This window comes from Candidatus Thiodiazotropha sp. CDECU1 (assembly GCF_963455295.1).
In the GTDB taxonomy this organism is placed as follows: domain Bacteria; phylum Pseudomonadota; class Gammaproteobacteria; order Chromatiales; family Chromatiaceae; genus Thiodiazotropha.
Window position 1 is genome coordinate 1,718,242 of sequence record NZ_OY734020.1, and the last position, 16,313, is coordinate 1,734,554.

At 52.1% G+C, this 16,313-nt stretch carries 15 protein-coding genes; 7 read left to right on the plus strand and 8 right to left on the minus strand.

Features of this window, described 5'->3' with window-relative positions:
• Positions 1 to 24: 24 nt before the first annotated feature.
• The 5 genes from R2K28_RS07825 to R2K28_RS07845 all read left to right on the plus strand — a co-directional run bounded on the left by R2K28_RS07825 (position 25) and on the right by R2K28_RS07845 (position 4,282).
• Positions 25 to 525, plus strand: coding sequence for an SRPBCC domain-containing protein (locus tag R2K28_RS07825; RefSeq protein WP_316368955.1), 501 nt, complete (start codon positions 25 to 27; stop codon positions 523 to 525).
• Positions 526 to 909: 384 nt separating this feature from the next.
• Positions 910 to 1,431, plus strand: a complete 522-nt coding sequence (locus tag R2K28_RS07830; RefSeq protein ID WP_316368957.1) for a TIR domain-containing protein — start codon at positions 910 to 912, stop codon at positions 1,429 to 1,431.
• A 3-nt stretch (positions 1,432 to 1,434) separates the two neighbouring features.
• Positions 1,435 to 1,962: a hypothetical protein gene (locus tag R2K28_RS07835; protein WP_316368959.1), complete on the plus strand. Its 528-nt coding sequence runs from the start codon at positions 1,435 to 1,437 to the stop codon at positions 1,960 to 1,962.
• A 119-nt stretch (positions 1,963 to 2,081) separates the two neighbouring features.
• Positions 2,082 to 2,864 carry a toll/interleukin-1 receptor domain-containing protein gene (locus R2K28_RS07840; RefSeq protein WP_316368961.1) on the plus strand — a complete coding sequence of 261 codons (783 nt, stop codon included), beginning with the start codon at positions 2,082 to 2,084 and terminating at the stop codon, positions 2,862 to 2,864.
• Between the two features lie 380 nt (positions 2,865 to 3,244).
• Entirely contained in the window at positions 3,245 to 4,282 is a 1,038-nt protein-coding gene (locus R2K28_RS07845) for a Fic family protein (RefSeq protein WP_316368963.1), read from the plus strand.
• Positions 4,283 to 4,313: 31 nt separating this feature from the next.
• On the opposite strand, the gene R2K28_RS07850 is transcribed toward R2K28_RS07845, so the two are convergent.
• On the minus strand, positions 4,314 to 5,618 hold the full coding sequence (locus tag R2K28_RS07850; RefSeq protein ID WP_316368966.1) for a gluconokinase, GntK/IdnK-type: 1,305 nt from the start codon (positions 5,616 to 5,618) through the stop codon (positions 4,314 to 4,316).
• Between the two features lie 567 nt (positions 5,619 to 6,185).
• Between R2K28_RS07850 and R2K28_RS07855 the strand changes: the two genes are divergently transcribed.
• Positions 6,186 to 7,352, plus strand: coding sequence for a hypothetical protein (locus R2K28_RS07855; RefSeq protein WP_316368968.1), 1,167 nt, complete (start codon positions 6,186 to 6,188; stop codon positions 7,350 to 7,352).
• Positions 7,353 to 7,361: 9 nt separating this feature from the next.
• On the opposite strand, the gene R2K28_RS07860 is transcribed toward R2K28_RS07855, so the two are convergent.
• On the minus strand, positions 7,362 to 7,886 hold the full coding sequence (locus tag R2K28_RS07860) for a MarR family winged helix-turn-helix transcriptional regulator (RefSeq protein ID WP_316368969.1): 525 nt from the start codon (positions 7,884 to 7,886) through the stop codon (positions 7,362 to 7,364).
• A gap of 273 nt (positions 7,887 to 8,159) precedes the next feature.
• Positions 8,160 to 9,728 (minus strand): BCCT family transporter, encoded by a 1,569-nt coding sequence (locus R2K28_RS07865; protein WP_316368970.1) that lies wholly within the window; start codon positions 9,726 to 9,728, stop codon positions 8,160 to 8,162.
• Positions 9,729 to 9,902: 174 nt separating this feature from the next.
• On the opposite strand from R2K28_RS07865, the gene R2K28_RS07870 reads away from it, so the two are divergent.
• Positions 9,903 to 11,219 (plus strand): carbohydrate porin, encoded by a 1,317-nt coding sequence (locus tag R2K28_RS07870; RefSeq protein WP_316368971.1) that lies wholly within the window; start codon positions 9,903 to 9,905, stop codon positions 11,217 to 11,219.
• Between the two features lie 73 nt (positions 11,220 to 11,292).
• Here the strand turns inward: R2K28_RS07870 and R2K28_RS07875 are convergent, their stop codons facing one another.
• The 5 genes from R2K28_RS07875 to R2K28_RS07895 all read right to left on the minus strand — a co-directional run bounded on the left by R2K28_RS07875 (position 11,293) and on the right by R2K28_RS07895 (position 16,257).
• Positions 11,293 to 13,131, minus strand: a complete 1,839-nt coding sequence (locus tag R2K28_RS07875) for a diguanylate cyclase (RefSeq protein WP_316368972.1) — start codon at positions 13,129 to 13,131, stop codon at positions 11,293 to 11,295.
• 131 nt (positions 13,132 to 13,262) lie between these two features.
• On the minus strand, positions 13,263 to 14,048 hold the full coding sequence (znuB, locus tag R2K28_RS07880) for a zinc ABC transporter permease subunit ZnuB (protein ID WP_316368974.1): 786 nt from the start codon (positions 14,046 to 14,048) through the stop codon (positions 13,263 to 13,265).
• Positions 14,041 to 14,811 (minus strand): zinc ABC transporter ATP-binding protein ZnuC, encoded by a 771-nt coding sequence (gene znuC, locus R2K28_RS07885; protein ID WP_316368976.1) that lies wholly within the window; start codon positions 14,809 to 14,811, stop codon positions 14,041 to 14,043. Before znuC ends, znuB begins: the two co-directional genes overlap by 8 nt.
• Complete coding sequence (locus R2K28_RS07890; protein ID WP_316368978.1) at positions 14,804 to 15,307, minus strand: Fur family transcriptional regulator; 504 nt, start codon at positions 15,305 to 15,307, stop codon at positions 14,804 to 14,806. The genes znuC and R2K28_RS07890 overlap by 8 nt, the downstream gene beginning before the upstream one ends.
• Positions 15,304 to 16,257 carry a zinc ABC transporter substrate-binding protein gene (locus tag R2K28_RS07895; RefSeq protein ID WP_316368980.1) on the minus strand — a complete coding sequence of 318 codons (954 nt, stop codon included), beginning with the start codon at positions 16,255 to 16,257 and terminating at the stop codon, positions 15,304 to 15,306. The genes R2K28_RS07890 and R2K28_RS07895 overlap by 4 nt, the downstream gene beginning before the upstream one ends.
• Positions 16,258 to 16,313: the final 56 nt, after the last annotated feature.

The following is a 16,313-nucleotide window of genomic DNA, read 5'->3' on the forward strand; positions in this document are numbered from 1 at the left end:
AATAGACCGACATAGGAAAATACCATGACCCTGTTGACCTCCAAATGGCTGTGGGCCGTAGTTGGCGCCGCAATACTACTTACGGTGCTCTATTTCGCTGGACGAAAGACCTTTCATGCCGAGATCGTGATTCCGGCATCGCCGCAAGCGGTTTGGGCCGTGCTTTCCGACCACACAGGCTACGCAGACTGGAATCCGTTGCTCGTGCCAATCGCGGGCAGTCTGAGCGTCGGCAGCAAGGTGACCTACCGGATGACCCAGCCGAACGGCAAGCAGAGCGAGTTCGAGGCAACCATCGTCGAAATCGAGCCCGGCCGACGAATTCGTCAATTCGCTGGACTGCGCGGAGTTCTGACCGCCGATCACGAATACCGACTTGAGGCGGTCGACGGGGGTACCCGGGTGATCCAGCATGAGGTGGACAACGGCCTGGCAATGCTATTCTGGGATTCGAGTTGGGTGCAACCGAGTTACGAGAGGGTCAACGAAGCCTTGCGAGCTCGCGTTATGGAACTGGCAAAGTAAGCGATGTAGTCCGCGCCAAAATCTATGAATGTTGAGAGTCCGTTATTGGCCGAAATACGACATAGTTGCAGCTTGTGCTGGGTCGGACCTTTATAACAGACTGATTTAGAAAGATAATAACCCAATATTTGGCTACAAAATATGATAGAAACTCATTTTTCGGCTAATAAATTATCCTATAAGAAAGTAATGTGCTAACAGTGACTGTTTGGCATTATCGGCAGCTTACATAGGTGTTTTGTTACTGTAATAGCCCTTATAAGCGAGAAAAACACCATGTCATGAAACGAAATGCGAATGAAATTTGTGGATTGCATAGGTCCGGCCCGTCAATAATTTGAGAATACTGCCGTAAGCCTGGGAAAGTGGTTGAGGGGTTAAAGAATGACTAACGGATTACTAGGGTCGCTTTTTATTCCAACTAAACGAAAAATATTCGTTAGTTACCATCATGGAGGCGACCAATGGTATTACAATGAATTTTCTCGCATTTTTAGTGACACCTATGACGTGGTTCAAGATAGCTCGTTAGATCGAGCGATTGACAGTGATGATCCAGATTATGTAATGCGCAGGATTAGAGAAAACAATATTACCGGCACATCTTGCACAATTGTTTTATGCGGCGCTCAAACTCCGCAGAGAAAATATGTGGATTGGGAGATTAAGGCGGCTTTAGATAAGTGCCATGGCCTTATTGGGATCAACCTGCCCGGGAGCATATTAAGCAATAATGGTGTTTTTGTACCCGATAGATTTAATGACAATTACCACTCTGGCTATGCAGTTTGGCTTCAGTGGCATGAGCTTACTACACAGGCAATAGCACAAGCAATCGAACTGGCTAATTCAAGGCCACCAACATTAATCAATAACTCACGACAGATGCGTCGTAGAAACGGGTGACATATGGCTGTTCTAAAAAAAGGATCATTTTCACTTAATCTTGGGATCGTCAAGTTGGGGGCCGATCTAAGTGATGATGATAGGCAATGTGCGTGGGAGCTTTACACGGAGTTGTCTACACGAGTAGCGGTTACAGGGAAGCCAGGAGATGCGGAATGTGCAGACTTCAGCGGCGAGCTCTATATTGAAAGCCTTAGTTCGCTATATAAGTTCTTTCAAGAGGCGCGGGCAATCATGCGGGAATTCCCGGTCGGAAAGATAGATGGGGACAACAAAGATCATCTTGGTGTATTGATAAATCGGATGATGGAAGACGTTCTTAGGCCGTTTTTAGAAAAATGGCAGGTGAACTATCGTCACTGGTGGGAGAACAAAAGCAATCCTAGATTAAATCCGCTTGAGCGTCAGAAGGGATTTCCGGAATTAGAGCAATTTCTGAATGACTGGAGCGCAGTAAGGTGGCTATTGAGAAATGTTCAACAAGAATTGGTTAATGTCTATCAGTTAGTTAATGTAGGCGGGCATCACTAACAGCTCGCGAAGCGCTCGCTCGCACGCAAACTACGCTGCGCTTCGTTAGCGTTCACAGCTTAAATGTTAGCCAAGAAATAGCACGAAGAAAAGTGGCATAGTTGCAGGATTAATCGCTTATGACAGATCCCAGTGAAATCAACGAATTTACTAAAGATGTCTTTATATCTTACAGTACCGTCGATTCAGATGAGGTTTTAGATTTTGTAAGTATTCTGAAAAACTCTGGAGTTGAGTTTTTCCTTGATAAGATGGATATAGGGTGGGGTGAGAGCATTATTGAGCGTGTTTTTTCAGGAATTGAATCTGCTCGCTTTGTTGTAGTTTTTATATCTGTGAACTCGCTGAAGAGCCCTTGGGTAAAGAAAGAAATATTGACGGCCTTTCAAAGAGAAATAGAGACGGATACCGTGACACTTCTTCCGGTTCTTTCCTGCTCACAAAGTGACTTTTTCTCGGCATTCCCGTTTCTGAAATCAAAGAAATATCTTCATTTTGACGATAAAGAAGAAATTTTGCAGAATCTCATAGAATTACTAAGAGGTAAAGCGAGTCGCAATTTTACGTTTAATCATCCGAGAGCCTATCACGGACCAGTTTGGATTCGCTTCTTGGCGGAACCTGCCAATGATGGCGTCAAGCATACCATCAAAATAAGATGGGGGCCGTGGTATCGAGAATATGCTACAGAACTCAGTAGTAAAGACCCTGTTTTCTGTACTCATTCAAAGGGTAACGACGAAGAGTCAATACCAATCGTAATAGAACTTGACAAATTAGCATACGTTTCAATAGGGCAAGGTGTTCCAAATAGTGAGAGGCGCGTCGATATTAATCCATTTTGGGTGGATGGTAAGTCGAAACTTAAGAGACTTATCGCAAAAGCGTTGCTTTGGCCGTGATTGGCTAACAGGGCAAATTGACGGTTGTGTGTGGGGTCTTGTGTGTGGGGTCGGACCTTTATAACAGACTGATTTAGGAGGATAACAGCCCAATATTTGGCCAAAAAAATAGGCTAAAAACTCATTTTTTAGTTGAAAAGTTATCGTATAAGAAAGTGATGGGCCAACAGTTACTATTTTGCATTATCGGCAGCTTACATAGGTGTTTTTGTTGCTGTAAAAGCCCTTCTAAGCGAGAAAAACACAACGTCATGAAACGAAACGCGAATGAAATCTATGGGTTGCATAGGTCAGACCCGTCAATAGCACGGCTCATTTAAGGCTAGTTTGCGGCTTGTTATTTAGTTGCTTTGCGGCTAATTATCAGCTAATTTAAGGCTATGAGCTGGACGCCTGATTACACAATTAGCAATAAGCTTCTCTCAACAATCCGTGAAATAGGGGAGGCGTTGGGGGAGCTTAAATCATGCCATTTGAGCGATCAGGATTTGGCCAAGCTGGAGATTGAGGCCAGGGAGTTATCGTCCTACGCTTCCACCAGTATTGAGGGAAACCCCTTACCGCTCACCGATGTGAAGCGCCTGCTAAAGACCCGAAAAGAGCATGTGCGTGATACTGAACGTGAGGTGCTTAATTACAATAAAGCGCTGCAATCTCTTTATGCTGATGTGCGCTCGGGTAAGTTCAAGCTGGGTATAAAAACCCTTGAGAAAATTCAGGGTCGGGTCGTTCATGGGTTAATTGACAACCCAACACACTGTGGTGCTTTGAGGAAAGCTCCGGTCATTATTCATAATCCACGAATAATTGATGAAGTTGTCTTTATCCCACCCGATAGCAAAGATGTTCGGAAACTCACCGGCGACTTGTTCAAATTCATTGAACGTAATATAGGGAAGATCGATGCCGTTATTTTGGCGGGTATTTTTCATCGCCAATGCGTGATTATTCATCCCTTCATTGATGGCAATGGCAGAACAACAAGGTTGTTAACCACTGCTATTTTGGGGAAGGCAGGTCTTGACCTGTTTGAGATATTCAGCTTTGAGAACTATTACAATCGTAACATCACGCGTTACTTCAAGGCCGTGGGTCTTGAGGGCGATTACTATGATTTGAAAGATGATATAGATTTTTCAGATTGGTTAGAGTATTTCGCCGATGGGATATTGGATGAGCTTCGCCGTGTACGAAAGGCTTTGCCGGATCAATCAAAACCTAAACCACGGTTAGAGCCTCATCATCGTCAAATTCTCGCTTATATTGAAGAACATGGCACTATTACACAAAGGGAATATGGCGGGATATCAACACGCAGCCTAGCATCGAGAAAGCTGGATTTTGTTAAGCTGGTCAAGATGGGTCTTATTGAATCAAAAGGTACCGGACGTGGCACTTACTATGTGCGGGTTTCTTAAAACGTCTGCTATTGGTGGCTAGGATCAGCCATCAAGTCTGAATTTCCATGACTTCTATTCGTCCACCTTTTAGCTGCTTGGCCACTTCGGGATCATCGGTTTCCGAGCTGGCGATAAAGAGATATTCGCCGGCACTACCGCCGATCATGCAGGCGTAGGGCGCGCCCATGGATTTGATCCTGCGCACGACCTCTCCACCCTCGCGTACTTGTAGCAGCAGCGATTGATTGGGTGCGGCAACCCAGAGCAGACCCTCCCTGTCCAGACAGATGCCATCGGGATAGGCATCACCCAAGTCGGCCCAGATGCGTCGCTTGGAGAGGCTGCCATCCGCTGCCACATCGAAGGCGCTGATACGCGAGGCAAAAGTCTCGGCGACGAGTAGCGTGGAAGCGTCCGCGGTGAGGGCGCAGCCGTTGGGGAAGATCAGCTCCTTGGCCACAACCGAAGCGTCGTTCTCACCACGCACCAGGATCAGCTCGGCGGGGCTCTGGTCGGCGCCGCCGTGTAGATCGTAGCCGAAGTTGCCCACATAGCAGCGGCCCTTGTCATCGGTCAGCATGTCGTTGCAGTGGAAAGAAGCGAGATCCGAGAGGTCGGCATAAAGCCGGACTCCGCCCTCTTCGAGTACCAGCAGTTGCCGTTTGGTCATGGATACAACCAGCAGGCGGCCGTCCGGCAGCCAGCCAAGCCCACCCGGCAGGTCATCCAGGGTGGCGATGGTTTCGGATTCCCCTTCCGGTGAGACCCGCACGATGCGTTGGGCGTGCTGATCGGTGAACCAGAGCCAGCCGTCCCGCCAGCGGGGCGCCTCGGGAAACATCAGGCCGTCCAGCAGCAGCCGGGTGGTAGGCAGGGAGAGTTGCTCGATGATGCTATCGACGATCTTGTCCGGGGGTTGGTGAATGTCGATCACCAGGGTATCAGCAGGCCTCTCCAGGTCATCGAACTGACTGCGCAACATCTCCGGTTTCATAAAGTGGCCGATGCGCTGTTTCAACCGCTCCAGGATCAGCTCGTAGGAACCGCAGAGATAGACCAGTCGAACCTGTTCGGGGTCCACCCGCAGTTGCTCCCGGTAGCGCGCTTTCAAGGCCGAGCTGGCGAGCACCGCGTCGTCCCCCGATTCGATGGTTTGGGTTATCACCCTCTCCAGCTCATCAAGCCAGGGCTGGCGATCCTTGTCTTCGAGGGGGACACCGGCCGACATCTTTTCCCGATTCTCGGCAGGGTGGTAGTCGTCACCTTCAATGAAACGCCAACCCAGGCGTTGCGCCAGGTCGTTTCCGATGGTTGTCTTGCCGGAGCCTGAGACTCCCATGAGGATAATGATCACGCTTGTCTGTCGTCCTCAATGATTGGTAGTAGGCGCCTGACGGTTGTCTTTCGGAGAAGCGGCAGGGATGCCGGTTAGCCCTTTCAGTATACCCCCAAGGGCACTTCCTTATAACTCAGTGTACTCAGGTAATTTTATAGGGAAGAGGATTATGTAGGATATGAAAATAGAGAATAAGTGTTCCTTCATATATGTGTTACTCGTCATTCCGGCGAATGCCGGAATCCAGGTGCTATGCCTGCAATAGCATCTACCATGGAACAAAATTGAAACCAAATTTAGATTGGGAAATGTGTGGTTGTCACCGTATCCAACTTGTGAGTGTATTCACTGGATTCCGGCATACGCCGGAATGACGTGGGTAAAATAATAGCTAACCTAATTTTAAGGGAGTGGGAGTTAACGGGAAGGTAGTGAAAACAAATGGTTATCTATTCTTCGTAAAATCACTCAATAGACCCATAAGATTTTCTATGATCTTGTTTTCATCGAGCCTGCTGTTTAGGGTAACGCACAACGGCTGCAGTCGAGAATCGCTAAGCAGTTCACCGACAGGAGGCTTCTTGAATGGAGTACGGACCCCGCGAGATCATCAATCCCTTTCGTCCCATACCCTTGGACGTACCCGAGGGGATGAAACCGAATGAGTTTTTCAACAGTACGGAAAACCTCAACGACCTGGTGCACAACAACGGTCTGCTGATGAATCCGGAGCATCTGCTCCTCTATCGCAAGGCCCTGGGTCACAGCAACGAGTTCGATACCTCCATTATCTACAACACCTCCCAGGTGATCCTCGATCCCCTGGGACGACCGGTACGGCGGACCCAGGTGCCGGAAAACGTTCGTCATGTGTGGAATCGCATGAACCAGATCATCATCGACTATATGGTGGAACGCTATCCCGATCCCGCTACCCACCTGATCCTGGCGGGTGAGGCCAGCCTGGATGCCACCTGGCCATTGACCTCCCCGGGGGTGCCGAGTATCCGTATGCTGCATAACCACTTCATGGTCTTCCCCATGCAGCAGTTGAGAGAGGCCGAGCTGGCCGATCTGGATAATCCCAACCTCACCGATGGGGGACAGCACAGCCTGTTCCAGTCCTACATGCGGGATGTCTATCGGGAGTTCTTCGATCGCGCCCTGGAACTCAAGGTGTTGAAGCCGATCAGCTCTGACGAGTCGAATATCAAGTTGACCGGTTATCCCCAAGGGCTGCCCTGTTGGGAGATTCGGGGAGGTGTGCAGGCATTGCAGAATATCCGTTTCTGGCATGAGTACGATGCGATCCTGGAGGGCTTTATCGATTTTTATCGCACCTTCTTCAGCCAGGTATCAACCCGCAACGCCCCCATACCAAAGGATGTCTACTACCCACAACAGGTGGAGAACGTGCTGTTGTTCAATAACGATTTCCTCGCCACCGCGAAGCGGGTCAGGGACCAGTGTATCGTGGATGCCAAGTATGCCAACTCCATTCGTTGGCAACCGGCCTTCAAACAACTCATCTATCGCAACGAGGCCGGCAAACTGATCGTTACCATCAGTCAGAACTCCATCGGCAACGCCATCACCGAGCTGTTGGGGGTGGTGGTCAAGCGGGTGCCTGATGCGGATGCCTATAGCGCGGCCGAACCGGCACTGCTGGAGAAGTTGCTCGAAGTCAGGGGGCGCCTCATCGAGGCCGATCTGGGGGATGGTATTGCAACCGATTACTGGTCGGCTGCATAAACCAGCAAATCAGGGTTTGGCTGTTTGATCTTCGTTGTGTGGAGTGACAGCCTCTTCAATGGCCTCGGGAGATGCGGTAATCGCGCCACTGGTCAGCATGGGTGCCGCATCCAGATCCTCCGCATTCATCATCTCTGCAATTCTTTGCAGGGAAGAGAGTAGCTGGTTCTGTTCCCAGTCTTTGAGTTCGCTCAGGCGGCTTTGAAATTTTTCTTGTAACAGTGGCACCGACTGTTTGACCAGTATCTCACCCTGTTCCGTAGCGCGTAGCAGAACTTTCCGCTTGTCTACTGAATCGCGCTTCCGTTCAAGCAGTTTCCTCGCTTCCAGTCGTTTGACCACATCCGTCACCGTGGCCTGGCTCAGGCTTACCCGTTTTGCCAATTCGCTACCGGTGAGAGAGCCGTTACGGACAATCTCCGTCAACAACAGTGCCTGTGGGCCCGTCAGACCATGGCTTTGCACCAGGTTTCTCGAATGCTGATCGATGGCCCTGATCACCCTTCTCAAAGCGATCAGGATGTTCTCTGTCATCTCATTGTCGTAAACCATAAACAGACCTATCAAAGTCTAAGATTATGTCGCAAAAGTGTCGATCCAGGTGTTGCATACCGAAGTGATTGTCAGTTAACTCAATGGTCAACAATAACATATTCGACAGATTAGTGAGCCTGTATGGTGGTGTTCCACCATTAGGCTATTACGCAATATTAATCTGAAAAGTCACACAGGTTATCTGGGTGCTGCTATAGAAGGCCATTGCCTGTGAGCGAGTGTTTCTCTTTGATATCCATTCGGCGGTAATGTTTATTGAGCATTTTTACGCTCATACGAAAGGCCTTTGTAGAGGCTTACGCACATCAACAGCAGGACAACCGTGAAGGGAAGTCCGACACTGATGGCGCCCGCCTGGAGCGCCTTGAGCGCCTCCGCGCCGCCGCCATAAAGCAGCGTCCCCGCGATCACCCCTTCCAGGGTCGCCCAGAAAATTCTTTGCGGTACCGGGGCATCCACCTTCCCACCCGCGGTAATGCTGTCGATCACCAATGAGCCGGAGTCCGAAGAGGTTACGAAGAAGATCAGCACCAGGGCAATGCCCAGAAATGAGGTGATGGAAGAGAGCGGCAGGTTCTCCAGCATATGGAACATGGCCAGGGAGACATCGGAGATCCCCGACCCCAGCTGTCCCACGTTGTTCATCGCCTGGTCCAGGCCGGTGCCGCCGAATGTCGTCATCCAGATCATGGTGACAGCAGTCGGTACCAGGAGTACCGCAATGATGAACTGTCTTACCGTTCGCCCCTTTGAGATACGGGCGATGAACATGCCGACAAACGGGGACCAGGATATCCACCAGGCCCAGTAGAACACGGTCCAGCCGTGGAACCAGGTGTCATCTTCCCGTCCGAACGAGTTGCTCAAGGGGAGGAGGTTTTCCATATAGGCACCGGCGGTACGGCCCAGACTGGAAAAAAAGCCGAGCCCCTGTCCAAGTATCAACACGAACAGCAGCAGAAAAGCGGCGAAAGCCATGTTGATGTTACTGAGTAGCTTGACCCCACCTTCAATACCTCGAATCACGGAGAAAACCGCCACACTGGTGACGCCGATAATGATGGCGATCTGGGTATTGATCTCATTGGGTATGCCGAACAGGTGTTGCAGCCCGCCGGCCGCCTGCTGAGCACCCAAACCCAGGGACGTGGCGAGGCCGAAGATGGTGGCGAGTACGGCCAGTAGATCGATGATGTGGCCTACCCAGCCCCAGCACGCCTCGCCGAAGATCGGATAGAAGGCGGACCTGATGGTCAGGGGCATGCCTTTATTGAAGGCAAAGAAGGCGAGGGACAAGGCGACGACGGCATAGATTGCCCAGGGATGCAGGCCCCAGTGAAACATGGTGGCGCCTATGGCTGCCCGGGCGCCCTCCGCGGTGTGGGGTTCTGCATTCAGGGGGGTGCCGTACCAATCGGTGTAGTAGGCGACCGGTTCCGCCACACTCCAGAACATCAGGCCTATGCCCATCCCAGCGGCGAACAGCATGGCAAACCAGGAGAGGGTGGAAAACTCCGGTTTGGCATCTACACCGCCAATGCGGATCTTGCCCACGGGAAGGAAGACCAGTGCGATGCAGAAAATGACGAACAGGTTGGCGCTCCAGATGAAGAGCCAGTCGAAGTTCTCTATCGACCAGCCCTTGGCGCCGTCGAGGAGTGTCTTTGCATCTGACGGGAAGAGCAGGGTGGTGATCACAAACAGAAGAATCAGCGTGGCGCTGATGAAAAAGACCGGATTGTGCAGGTCCATACCGAACATCTTGAGATTGTCCTGGCCGATCTCGTATTCGGTAGCGTAATCGATCGTATCGTTTGACATAGGCGATTCAAATTGTTTAGTGTACTAAACAGAATGCACGATCCGACCGATAAATTCAAATCTGCCGATTACCCACAAAACTATTGGTAAATTCAAAGTGTCGATCCTATGAGCCCCCATATCAGTCGAGGCTAATTTAGTTCGATCACTAAGCTATATTTTAGGAAGGAGATAATGATGCCGACTCTCCCACAGCTAAGACATACCCCCCTGCTGGGCGCCATTTTTCTATGTTTTATCTCCGGCAATCTGTTTGCGGGGAGCGAAACGGAGCAGATTTCCCGGGAGATTGAATCGATGAAGCAGCGGATCCAGGAGCTGGAAAGGCTGTTGAAAGAGAGCCAGGGGGAAAAACACATCGAGAGTGAATCTGAAGAGGCGGATGCAGAAGTCGCCGCGGAACAGAGCGAGTCAACAGAGACGGCAACGGACGGTATAAGGGTGGGCGGTGCTGTACGCTTGCAGTACAGCAACGAACGTTACAACGAAGGTAACCGGGATCGTAGCGGCGACTTCGATTTCGATATCTTCAGGTTGAATCTGGACGGCACCATCGGGGATCTCATCCTCTCCGCCGAGTGGCGCTGGTTTCAGTATATGAATGTGGTGCACCACGCCTGGTTCGGTTACGACTTTTCCGAGCAGACCCAGGGTCAGCTCGGTATACATAAGGTCCCATTTGGTGTCTTGCCCTACAACTCGCACAATTTTTTCTTCAGCTCCAACTACTATGTGGGTCTGGAGGACGATTACGATGCCGGTATCAAATTCCTGCATAAAACGGGGCCCTGGGACCTTCGCTTCGGCTTCTATCTGAATGATGAACAGGGTGGTGCGGACGGATATGTGGACAATCGTGAGGATCGTTACTCGTATGATGTGGTGGGTTACCGGGTCGCCGGTGAGGGCACCTTCGATGAGCCGGCCAATATCCTGGCGGAGAACAACACCTGGAATGCCCGAGTCGCCTATCAACTCGAAATGAGCGACAAACTCAACATCGAACTGGGTGGCTCGGTCCAATATGGTTTATTGCATGACGGCAGCGACAAGGTGGGTGACCACAATGCTTATGCGATACACCTGGTGGGAGATTACGGCCCTTGGAATCTCCAGTTACAGGCCACTACCTACGAGTATGATGTGGATGACGGTGCGGATCTGATGGCGGTCGGCGCCTACAGCTTCTACGACACCATTCCGGCACAAGCCGATACCTATACCGCCAACATCGCCTACAGTCTGCCTGTCGTCTGGGGACCGGTTACCAACCTGACTTTCTATAACGATTATTCACTGATTACCAATAAGTCCGCCAATCTGGACGACACTTGGATGAATGTGCTTGGCGTCGCTGTGTCCGCCGGTGGTCTCTATACCTATATCGATTTTATCAGCGCTGAGAATCAACCCTTTATCGGGGGCACTATGGGGAGTGATAGCGGGGATACCGAGCATCGATTCAATATCAATCTGGGTTACTACTTTTAGGTAGTTCTGAATATGCTTGGTTGAGCCATTAACTTGCGAGTCAAGACATCAATAGCACCAGATACGGTTCAGGTTATCCCTGCGCGGCACTCGCATTGTCGGCTGTTTTCACCTGATTGCGCCCGGCTTTTTTCGCGGCATACATAGCCATATCGGCTGATTTGATCAGCTCTTTCCAGGATTCGGCGTGATCCGGGTAGGTGGCGACGCCGATACTGATGGTTAAGTTGATCTCTTCGTTGTTCTCCAGACGTATAGGATGATCGGCAACCCGCTTGCGAAGTCGCTCTGCCAGGTCTTTGGCTTGGTCGAGTGGCGTCTCGGAAAGGACAATGACAAACTCCTCGCCACCATATCGAGCCGAAAAGTCCGTTTTGCGAATACTGCGTTCAAATAACGATGTTAAATTCGTCAGTACCGTATCTCCGATCTGGTGGCCGTATTGATCGTTGACACGTTTAAAATGGTCAATGTCCAGCATAAAGACCGATAGCCTGTGGTTATACCGAATGCATCGCGCTATTTCCCGGGTTAGCCGGGTTTCCAGCTCTTTACGGTTATAGAGGCCGGTTAGAGGGTCGTGTGTCGCCTGCTGTTTGAGTCTCTCTTCGGTCTCCTTTCTTGCTGAGATGTCGTGCATGGTCACGAAGGCCTGGTAGGGGCTGTTCTCGCCCGGCATGAACTGGGGAATGGCGGTGATATTCAACCAGACGTAGACCTCTCTTTGAGGATTGAAGACGCCAAGAATAGTACCTTTCACAGGTTTGCCCGTGCGTAAGGCCTGCATCGAGGGATGCTGCTCGCCCGGTATCTCCGAGCCGTCTTCCCGGATCACCTTCCATTGTGGATCCATAGAGGTCCTTCCCAGAAATTGATCACGGGTGATGCCGAACAGCTCCAATCCGGCGCGATTGATATCGAGCAGAACCCCGTCAGCTCTCTGGTAGAAGGCACCCTGAGCCATGTTCTCGAACAGGGTGCGAAATTTCACTTCATTGATTTTTAGATTGCGATGCTCTTTCCAGTGTTGATAAGCAAAGAGGGCCAGCAGAATAAGTGAGATCGAGCCCATTAATCCGGTGGCCACCTGGAAGTAGAGCAGCTTTTGGTTTTTTTCCCTATCCAATATGCCTAGCCATTTTTCCCGAATCTGCTCATAGGTTCCATTGGCGATGACGACCGAAAGTCCCTCGTTGAGTAGTGCAAGCAACTCCTTGTTTCCCTCCGTGACCGCGAAACAGAAATCCTGCTTAAGGCCCGGCAGGGGGGCAATGGCCGTTGTTATGTTATTCAGTCCAAGCTTGTCGATCAGCGTGAGACCGACCAGCCGCTGTGCCACGACCGCATCGATATCTCCTTCGGACAATTGCATGAATGCGTCTTCATAGGATCTTGTCGCCACAATCCGGTCGGTAATTCCCTCCCGTCGTACATACTCTTCCGCATTGTCACCCTGCAAGACACCGACGCTTCGACCGGCTAAATCTTCCGGCACCTTAATGCGATTTTCGTCATCACGCACGAAAACCGCGCCATAAAGACTGATGTAGGGTACGGTGAAATCGAAGAATGCTTCCCGTTCCGGGGTGCGGCCCACGAGCGGGAGTGCCTCAAGGTGACCCGCCTCAAGATCCTGTTTGATGTCCGCCCAGGGGCCGACCGCAAAAGTGACTTCGCGGCCCATGGCCTGGACGGCGGCCTGCATCAGTTCGACAGAGAAGCCGCCGGCACTGTTGTCTTCATGCACAACGGAGAAGGGAGGGTAGTCGAGTTCACTCGCCGAGCGTACTGGAGGCGGGTCAGCCTGGCAGAATAGAGGCAGCAGCCAGACGCTAAAACCGATGGCGAAGTGTGCTGTATGCATCCAAAGATGGCGGAGACTGTTTCTTGCTGATCTAAAAAACACAGCCATGAACATAAGGTTCTCCAGGCAGTCCAATTAGCCATCCTGGCTGGATCTTGTAAATCACCTACAGATTTATATGGTTATTGGCAGGATGCATCAGATCTGCAGGATTGTCGAGCGCTCTTTTCTGGATTCGATCATGCCGACTGCCGAACAAGCTGAGTCACACCGAACAACATGGCCGCCGCCACCACAACCGAAGGTCCGGCCGGTGTATCCCATTGCCAGGAGCCGGCAAGTCCCAGGACCACAGAGAGTGCCCCGACTGCCGCTGCGAATAAAGCCATCTGCTCCGGGGTGCGGCTGAAACGCCTGGCCGCCGCTGCCGGAATGATCATCATGGAGGTGATCAGCAACACCCCCACGATCTTCATGGAGACCGCAATCACCAGGGCGATGAGGAGCATGAAGACCAGCCGTATTCGACCCACCGGCACCCCCTCCACCTGGGCAAGCTCCTGGTGAACGGTGAGGGATAGGAGAGGGCGCCAGATCAGGATAAGTACCATTAGCACCACCACCCCGCCACCCCAGACCCAAAGCAGGTCGGTGGTGGTCACCGCCAGGATATCGCCGAACAGATAGCCCATCAGATCGATCCTCACCGAACTTTGAAAGGCCATCACCACCAGGCCCAGGGAGAGTGCGCTATGGGCCAGGATACCGAGCTGGGTATCCTGGGAGAGTTGGCGGTTGCCACTCATGGCCACCAGCAGCAGCGCCAACAGGATGCCGAGCAATATCACGGCGAGATTGAGATTGATCCCCAGCAGAAATCCGAGGGCGACCCCAAGCAGGGCGGAGTGGGCCAGGGTATCGCCGAAGTAGGCCATGCGTCGCCATACCACGAATACACCCAGCGGGCCTGTCACCAGGGCAACCCCCAGCCCGGCGATCAGTGCATACAGTAAAAAGTCATCCATGGGTGTGATCCTCATGGCTGGGCTTTATGTCGCCATGAATGTCATGGGTGTGGTCGTGGTGATGGGTGTAGACTGCCAGCCTGGCGCTGGCCGGCGCGCCGAACAACTCCAGATAGGCGGGGTGTTGACTGACGCTCTCCGGATGTCCCGAGCAGCAGACATGCTGGTTCAGGCAGAGTACCTGGTCGGTGGTGGCCATCACCAGATGGAGGTCGTGGGAGATCATCAACACGCCGCAGCCGAAGCGATCGCGGATCGCAGTGATCAGGGCAAACAGGGATGCCTGGCCGGTGACGTCGACCCCCTGCACGGGTTCATCCAGGACCAGCAGATCCGGTTGCCGCATCAAAGCCCTGGCGAGCAGTACCCGTTGGCGTTCGCCTCCAGAGAGCCGTTGCATCGGCTGTTGCATGAATTTGTCAATCGCCAACTCATCCACAATCCCCTTGATTTCGCGGTTGCTTCTCTGAGCCCCCAGGGATAAAAAGCGGGCAACGGTCAAAGGCATGTTATCCGAGAGGGCCAGTTGTTGCGGCATATAACCGATACGCAGATCTGGCCTTAGGTTCACTTCACCGGTATCGGCCTTGAGCAGACCGAGGATGATGCGCACCAGGGTGGTCTTGCCCGCGCCGTTGGGGCCGATCAGGGTAACGATCTCTCCCGGGTCCACTTTGAGGCTGACGCCTTCCAGGAGCTGCCGGCCCTGGAGCCTGACGCTGATATCCCTGACCGTCACCAGTGGTGTATGGTTGTTAGCCATCCCGATGCATTCTCTTGCATTGGGTACAGATGCCCGTGATTTCAATGCTTCTTCCCTCGACACTGAAGCCGATCTGCTTGGCATGCCTGGCTATGGCGGATTCCACCTTGCTGTCATCAAGCTCGGCGGCCTGACCACAACTTTGACAGATAAAAAATTGTGCCGCATGGTCGAGTCCCGGATGGTCGCACCCGACAAAGGCATTCAAAGAGTTGATGCGATGAATGAGTTGGTGCTCGAGGAGAAAATCGAGGGAGCGATAGACCGTGGGAGGCGCCGCCTTGTGTCCATCCAATGTCAACTGTTGCAGCAGGTCGTAGGCCCCCACCGGTCGATGATTGGCCCAGATCAGTTCCAGTACCCGGTGGCGCAGTTTGGTCAGACGCAGCCCCTTTGTCCGACAGTAGTCTTCCGCATTCTGCAAGGCCTTCTGCACGCAGTGTCGATGATCATGATCGGCTGGGGGAAATTTGTGCCACTGCTTGGATTGACTCATTGCTGTTGCTCCATGGAGAGACAGTTGAGCAGATCGTCGGCAAGCCCCCTGAGCAACGAGAAATAACAATCGGGCCCTGTCGGCAGCTGCATACCCAGCGGATCCAACTGGCCGATCTTCACCCCCAGACCCTCCGCCAGGGTGTTCACAAGCTTTGGTTCGAATTGGGGCTCGGTGAAGAGGCAACGGGCGTCTCTCTGTTTGATTGTCTGCCGTAAGCGATGGATATGCCGTGCACCGGACAACTGTTCCGGGCTAATGTTCACCGTGCCCAGGGTATGCATGCCATAGTGTGCTTCGAAATATTGGTAGGCATCGTGAAATACAATATAAGGGGCGCTCGCAATCGTCGCTAGATCAGCCTGGATCTGACGATCAAGAGTTTTCAGCCGGTTTAAGAGACGCTGGCTGTTATTGCTGTAGCTGGCGCTATTGGCGTTATCCAATTCGATCAGCTTTCCGGTCAAGTGGCGAACCATCGCTGCCGCATTTTCCGGCGACAGCCAGATATGGTTGTCATATACATTCGGTTTTGGGGATTGATCCGGATGATCGCTCTGCTGGTTGTGATGCTGCCCATGCGAGTGCCACTCATGCCGATCGCGCATGGGCAGCAGGAGAAGATCAGGGGTTTCCATCAAACTCACCACCTCGGCCCGATAGGCTTGGGGTTTTAACAGATGGGAGAGGGCAGGCTCCAGTTCGGTCCCAACCCAGACGATCAAATCCGCCTCGTTCAACAGCCTGATCTGGGAGGGCTTGAGGCTCGTGCTGTGGGGTGACTGACTATCGCCCAGGAGTAGCTGTGGTTCCGCCACGCCCCGCATCAAGCCTGCCAGCAACGAATGCACCGGCTTCAGGGTGGCCACCACTTTCAGTGCTCCGTGGGCGTTACCTGACAGGGCGAAAAGAAACGCTGCCATAATGATGAGCAATCGCACTGTCGGCACGCTTTCCCCCATGCTATTTGCATAAAAAATAAAGGTTGTCTGTAATGTTATGTTAT

Bases quoted from the DNA above. Each gene is read 5' to 3' on its own strand.
- R2K28_RS07825 (WP_316368955.1), top strand. From the start codon at position 25: ATGACCCTGTTGACCTCCAAATGGCTGTGGGCCGTAGTTGGCGCCGCA.
- R2K28_RS07830 (WP_316368957.1), top strand. From the start codon at position 910: ATGACTAACGGATTACTAGGGTCGCTTTTTATTCCAACTAAACGAAAA.
- R2K28_RS07835 (WP_316368959.1), top strand. From the start codon at position 1,435: ATGGCTGTTCTAAAAAAAGGATCATTTTCACTTAATCTTGGGATCGTC.
- R2K28_RS07840 (WP_316368961.1), top strand. From the start codon at position 2,082: ATGACAGATCCCAGTGAAATCAACGAATTTACTAAAGATGTCTTTATA.
- R2K28_RS07845 (WP_316368963.1), top strand. From the start codon at position 3,245: ATGAGCTGGACGCCTGATTACACAATTAGCAATAAGCTTCTCTCAACA.
- R2K28_RS07855 (WP_316368968.1), top strand. From the start codon at position 6,186: ATGGAGTACGGACCCCGCGAGATCATCAATCCCTTTCGTCCCATACCC.
- R2K28_RS07860 (WP_316368969.1), bottom strand. From the start codon at position 7,886: ATGACAGAGAACATCCTGATCGCTTTGAGAAGGGTGATCAGGGCCATC.
- R2K28_RS07865 (WP_316368970.1), bottom strand. From the start codon at position 9,728: ATGTCAAACGATACGATCGATTACGCTACCGAATACGAGATCGGCCAG.
- R2K28_RS07870 (WP_316368971.1), top strand. From the start codon at position 9,903: ATGATGCCGACTCTCCCACAGCTAAGACATACCCCCCTGCTGGGCGCC.
- R2K28_RS07875 (WP_316368972.1), bottom strand. From the start codon at position 13,131: ATGGCTGTGTTTTTTAGATCAGCAAGAAACAGTCTCCGCCATCTTTGG.
- znuB (WP_316368974.1), bottom strand. From the start codon at position 14,048: ATGGATGACTTTTTACTGTATGCACTGATCGCCGGGCTGGGGGTTGCC.
- znuC (WP_316368976.1), bottom strand. From the start codon at position 14,811: ATGGCTAACAACCATACACCACTGGTGACGGTCAGGGATATCAGCGTC.
- R2K28_RS07890 (WP_316368978.1), bottom strand. From the start codon at position 15,307: ATGAGTCAATCCAAGCAGTGGCACAAATTTCCCCCAGCCGATCATGAT.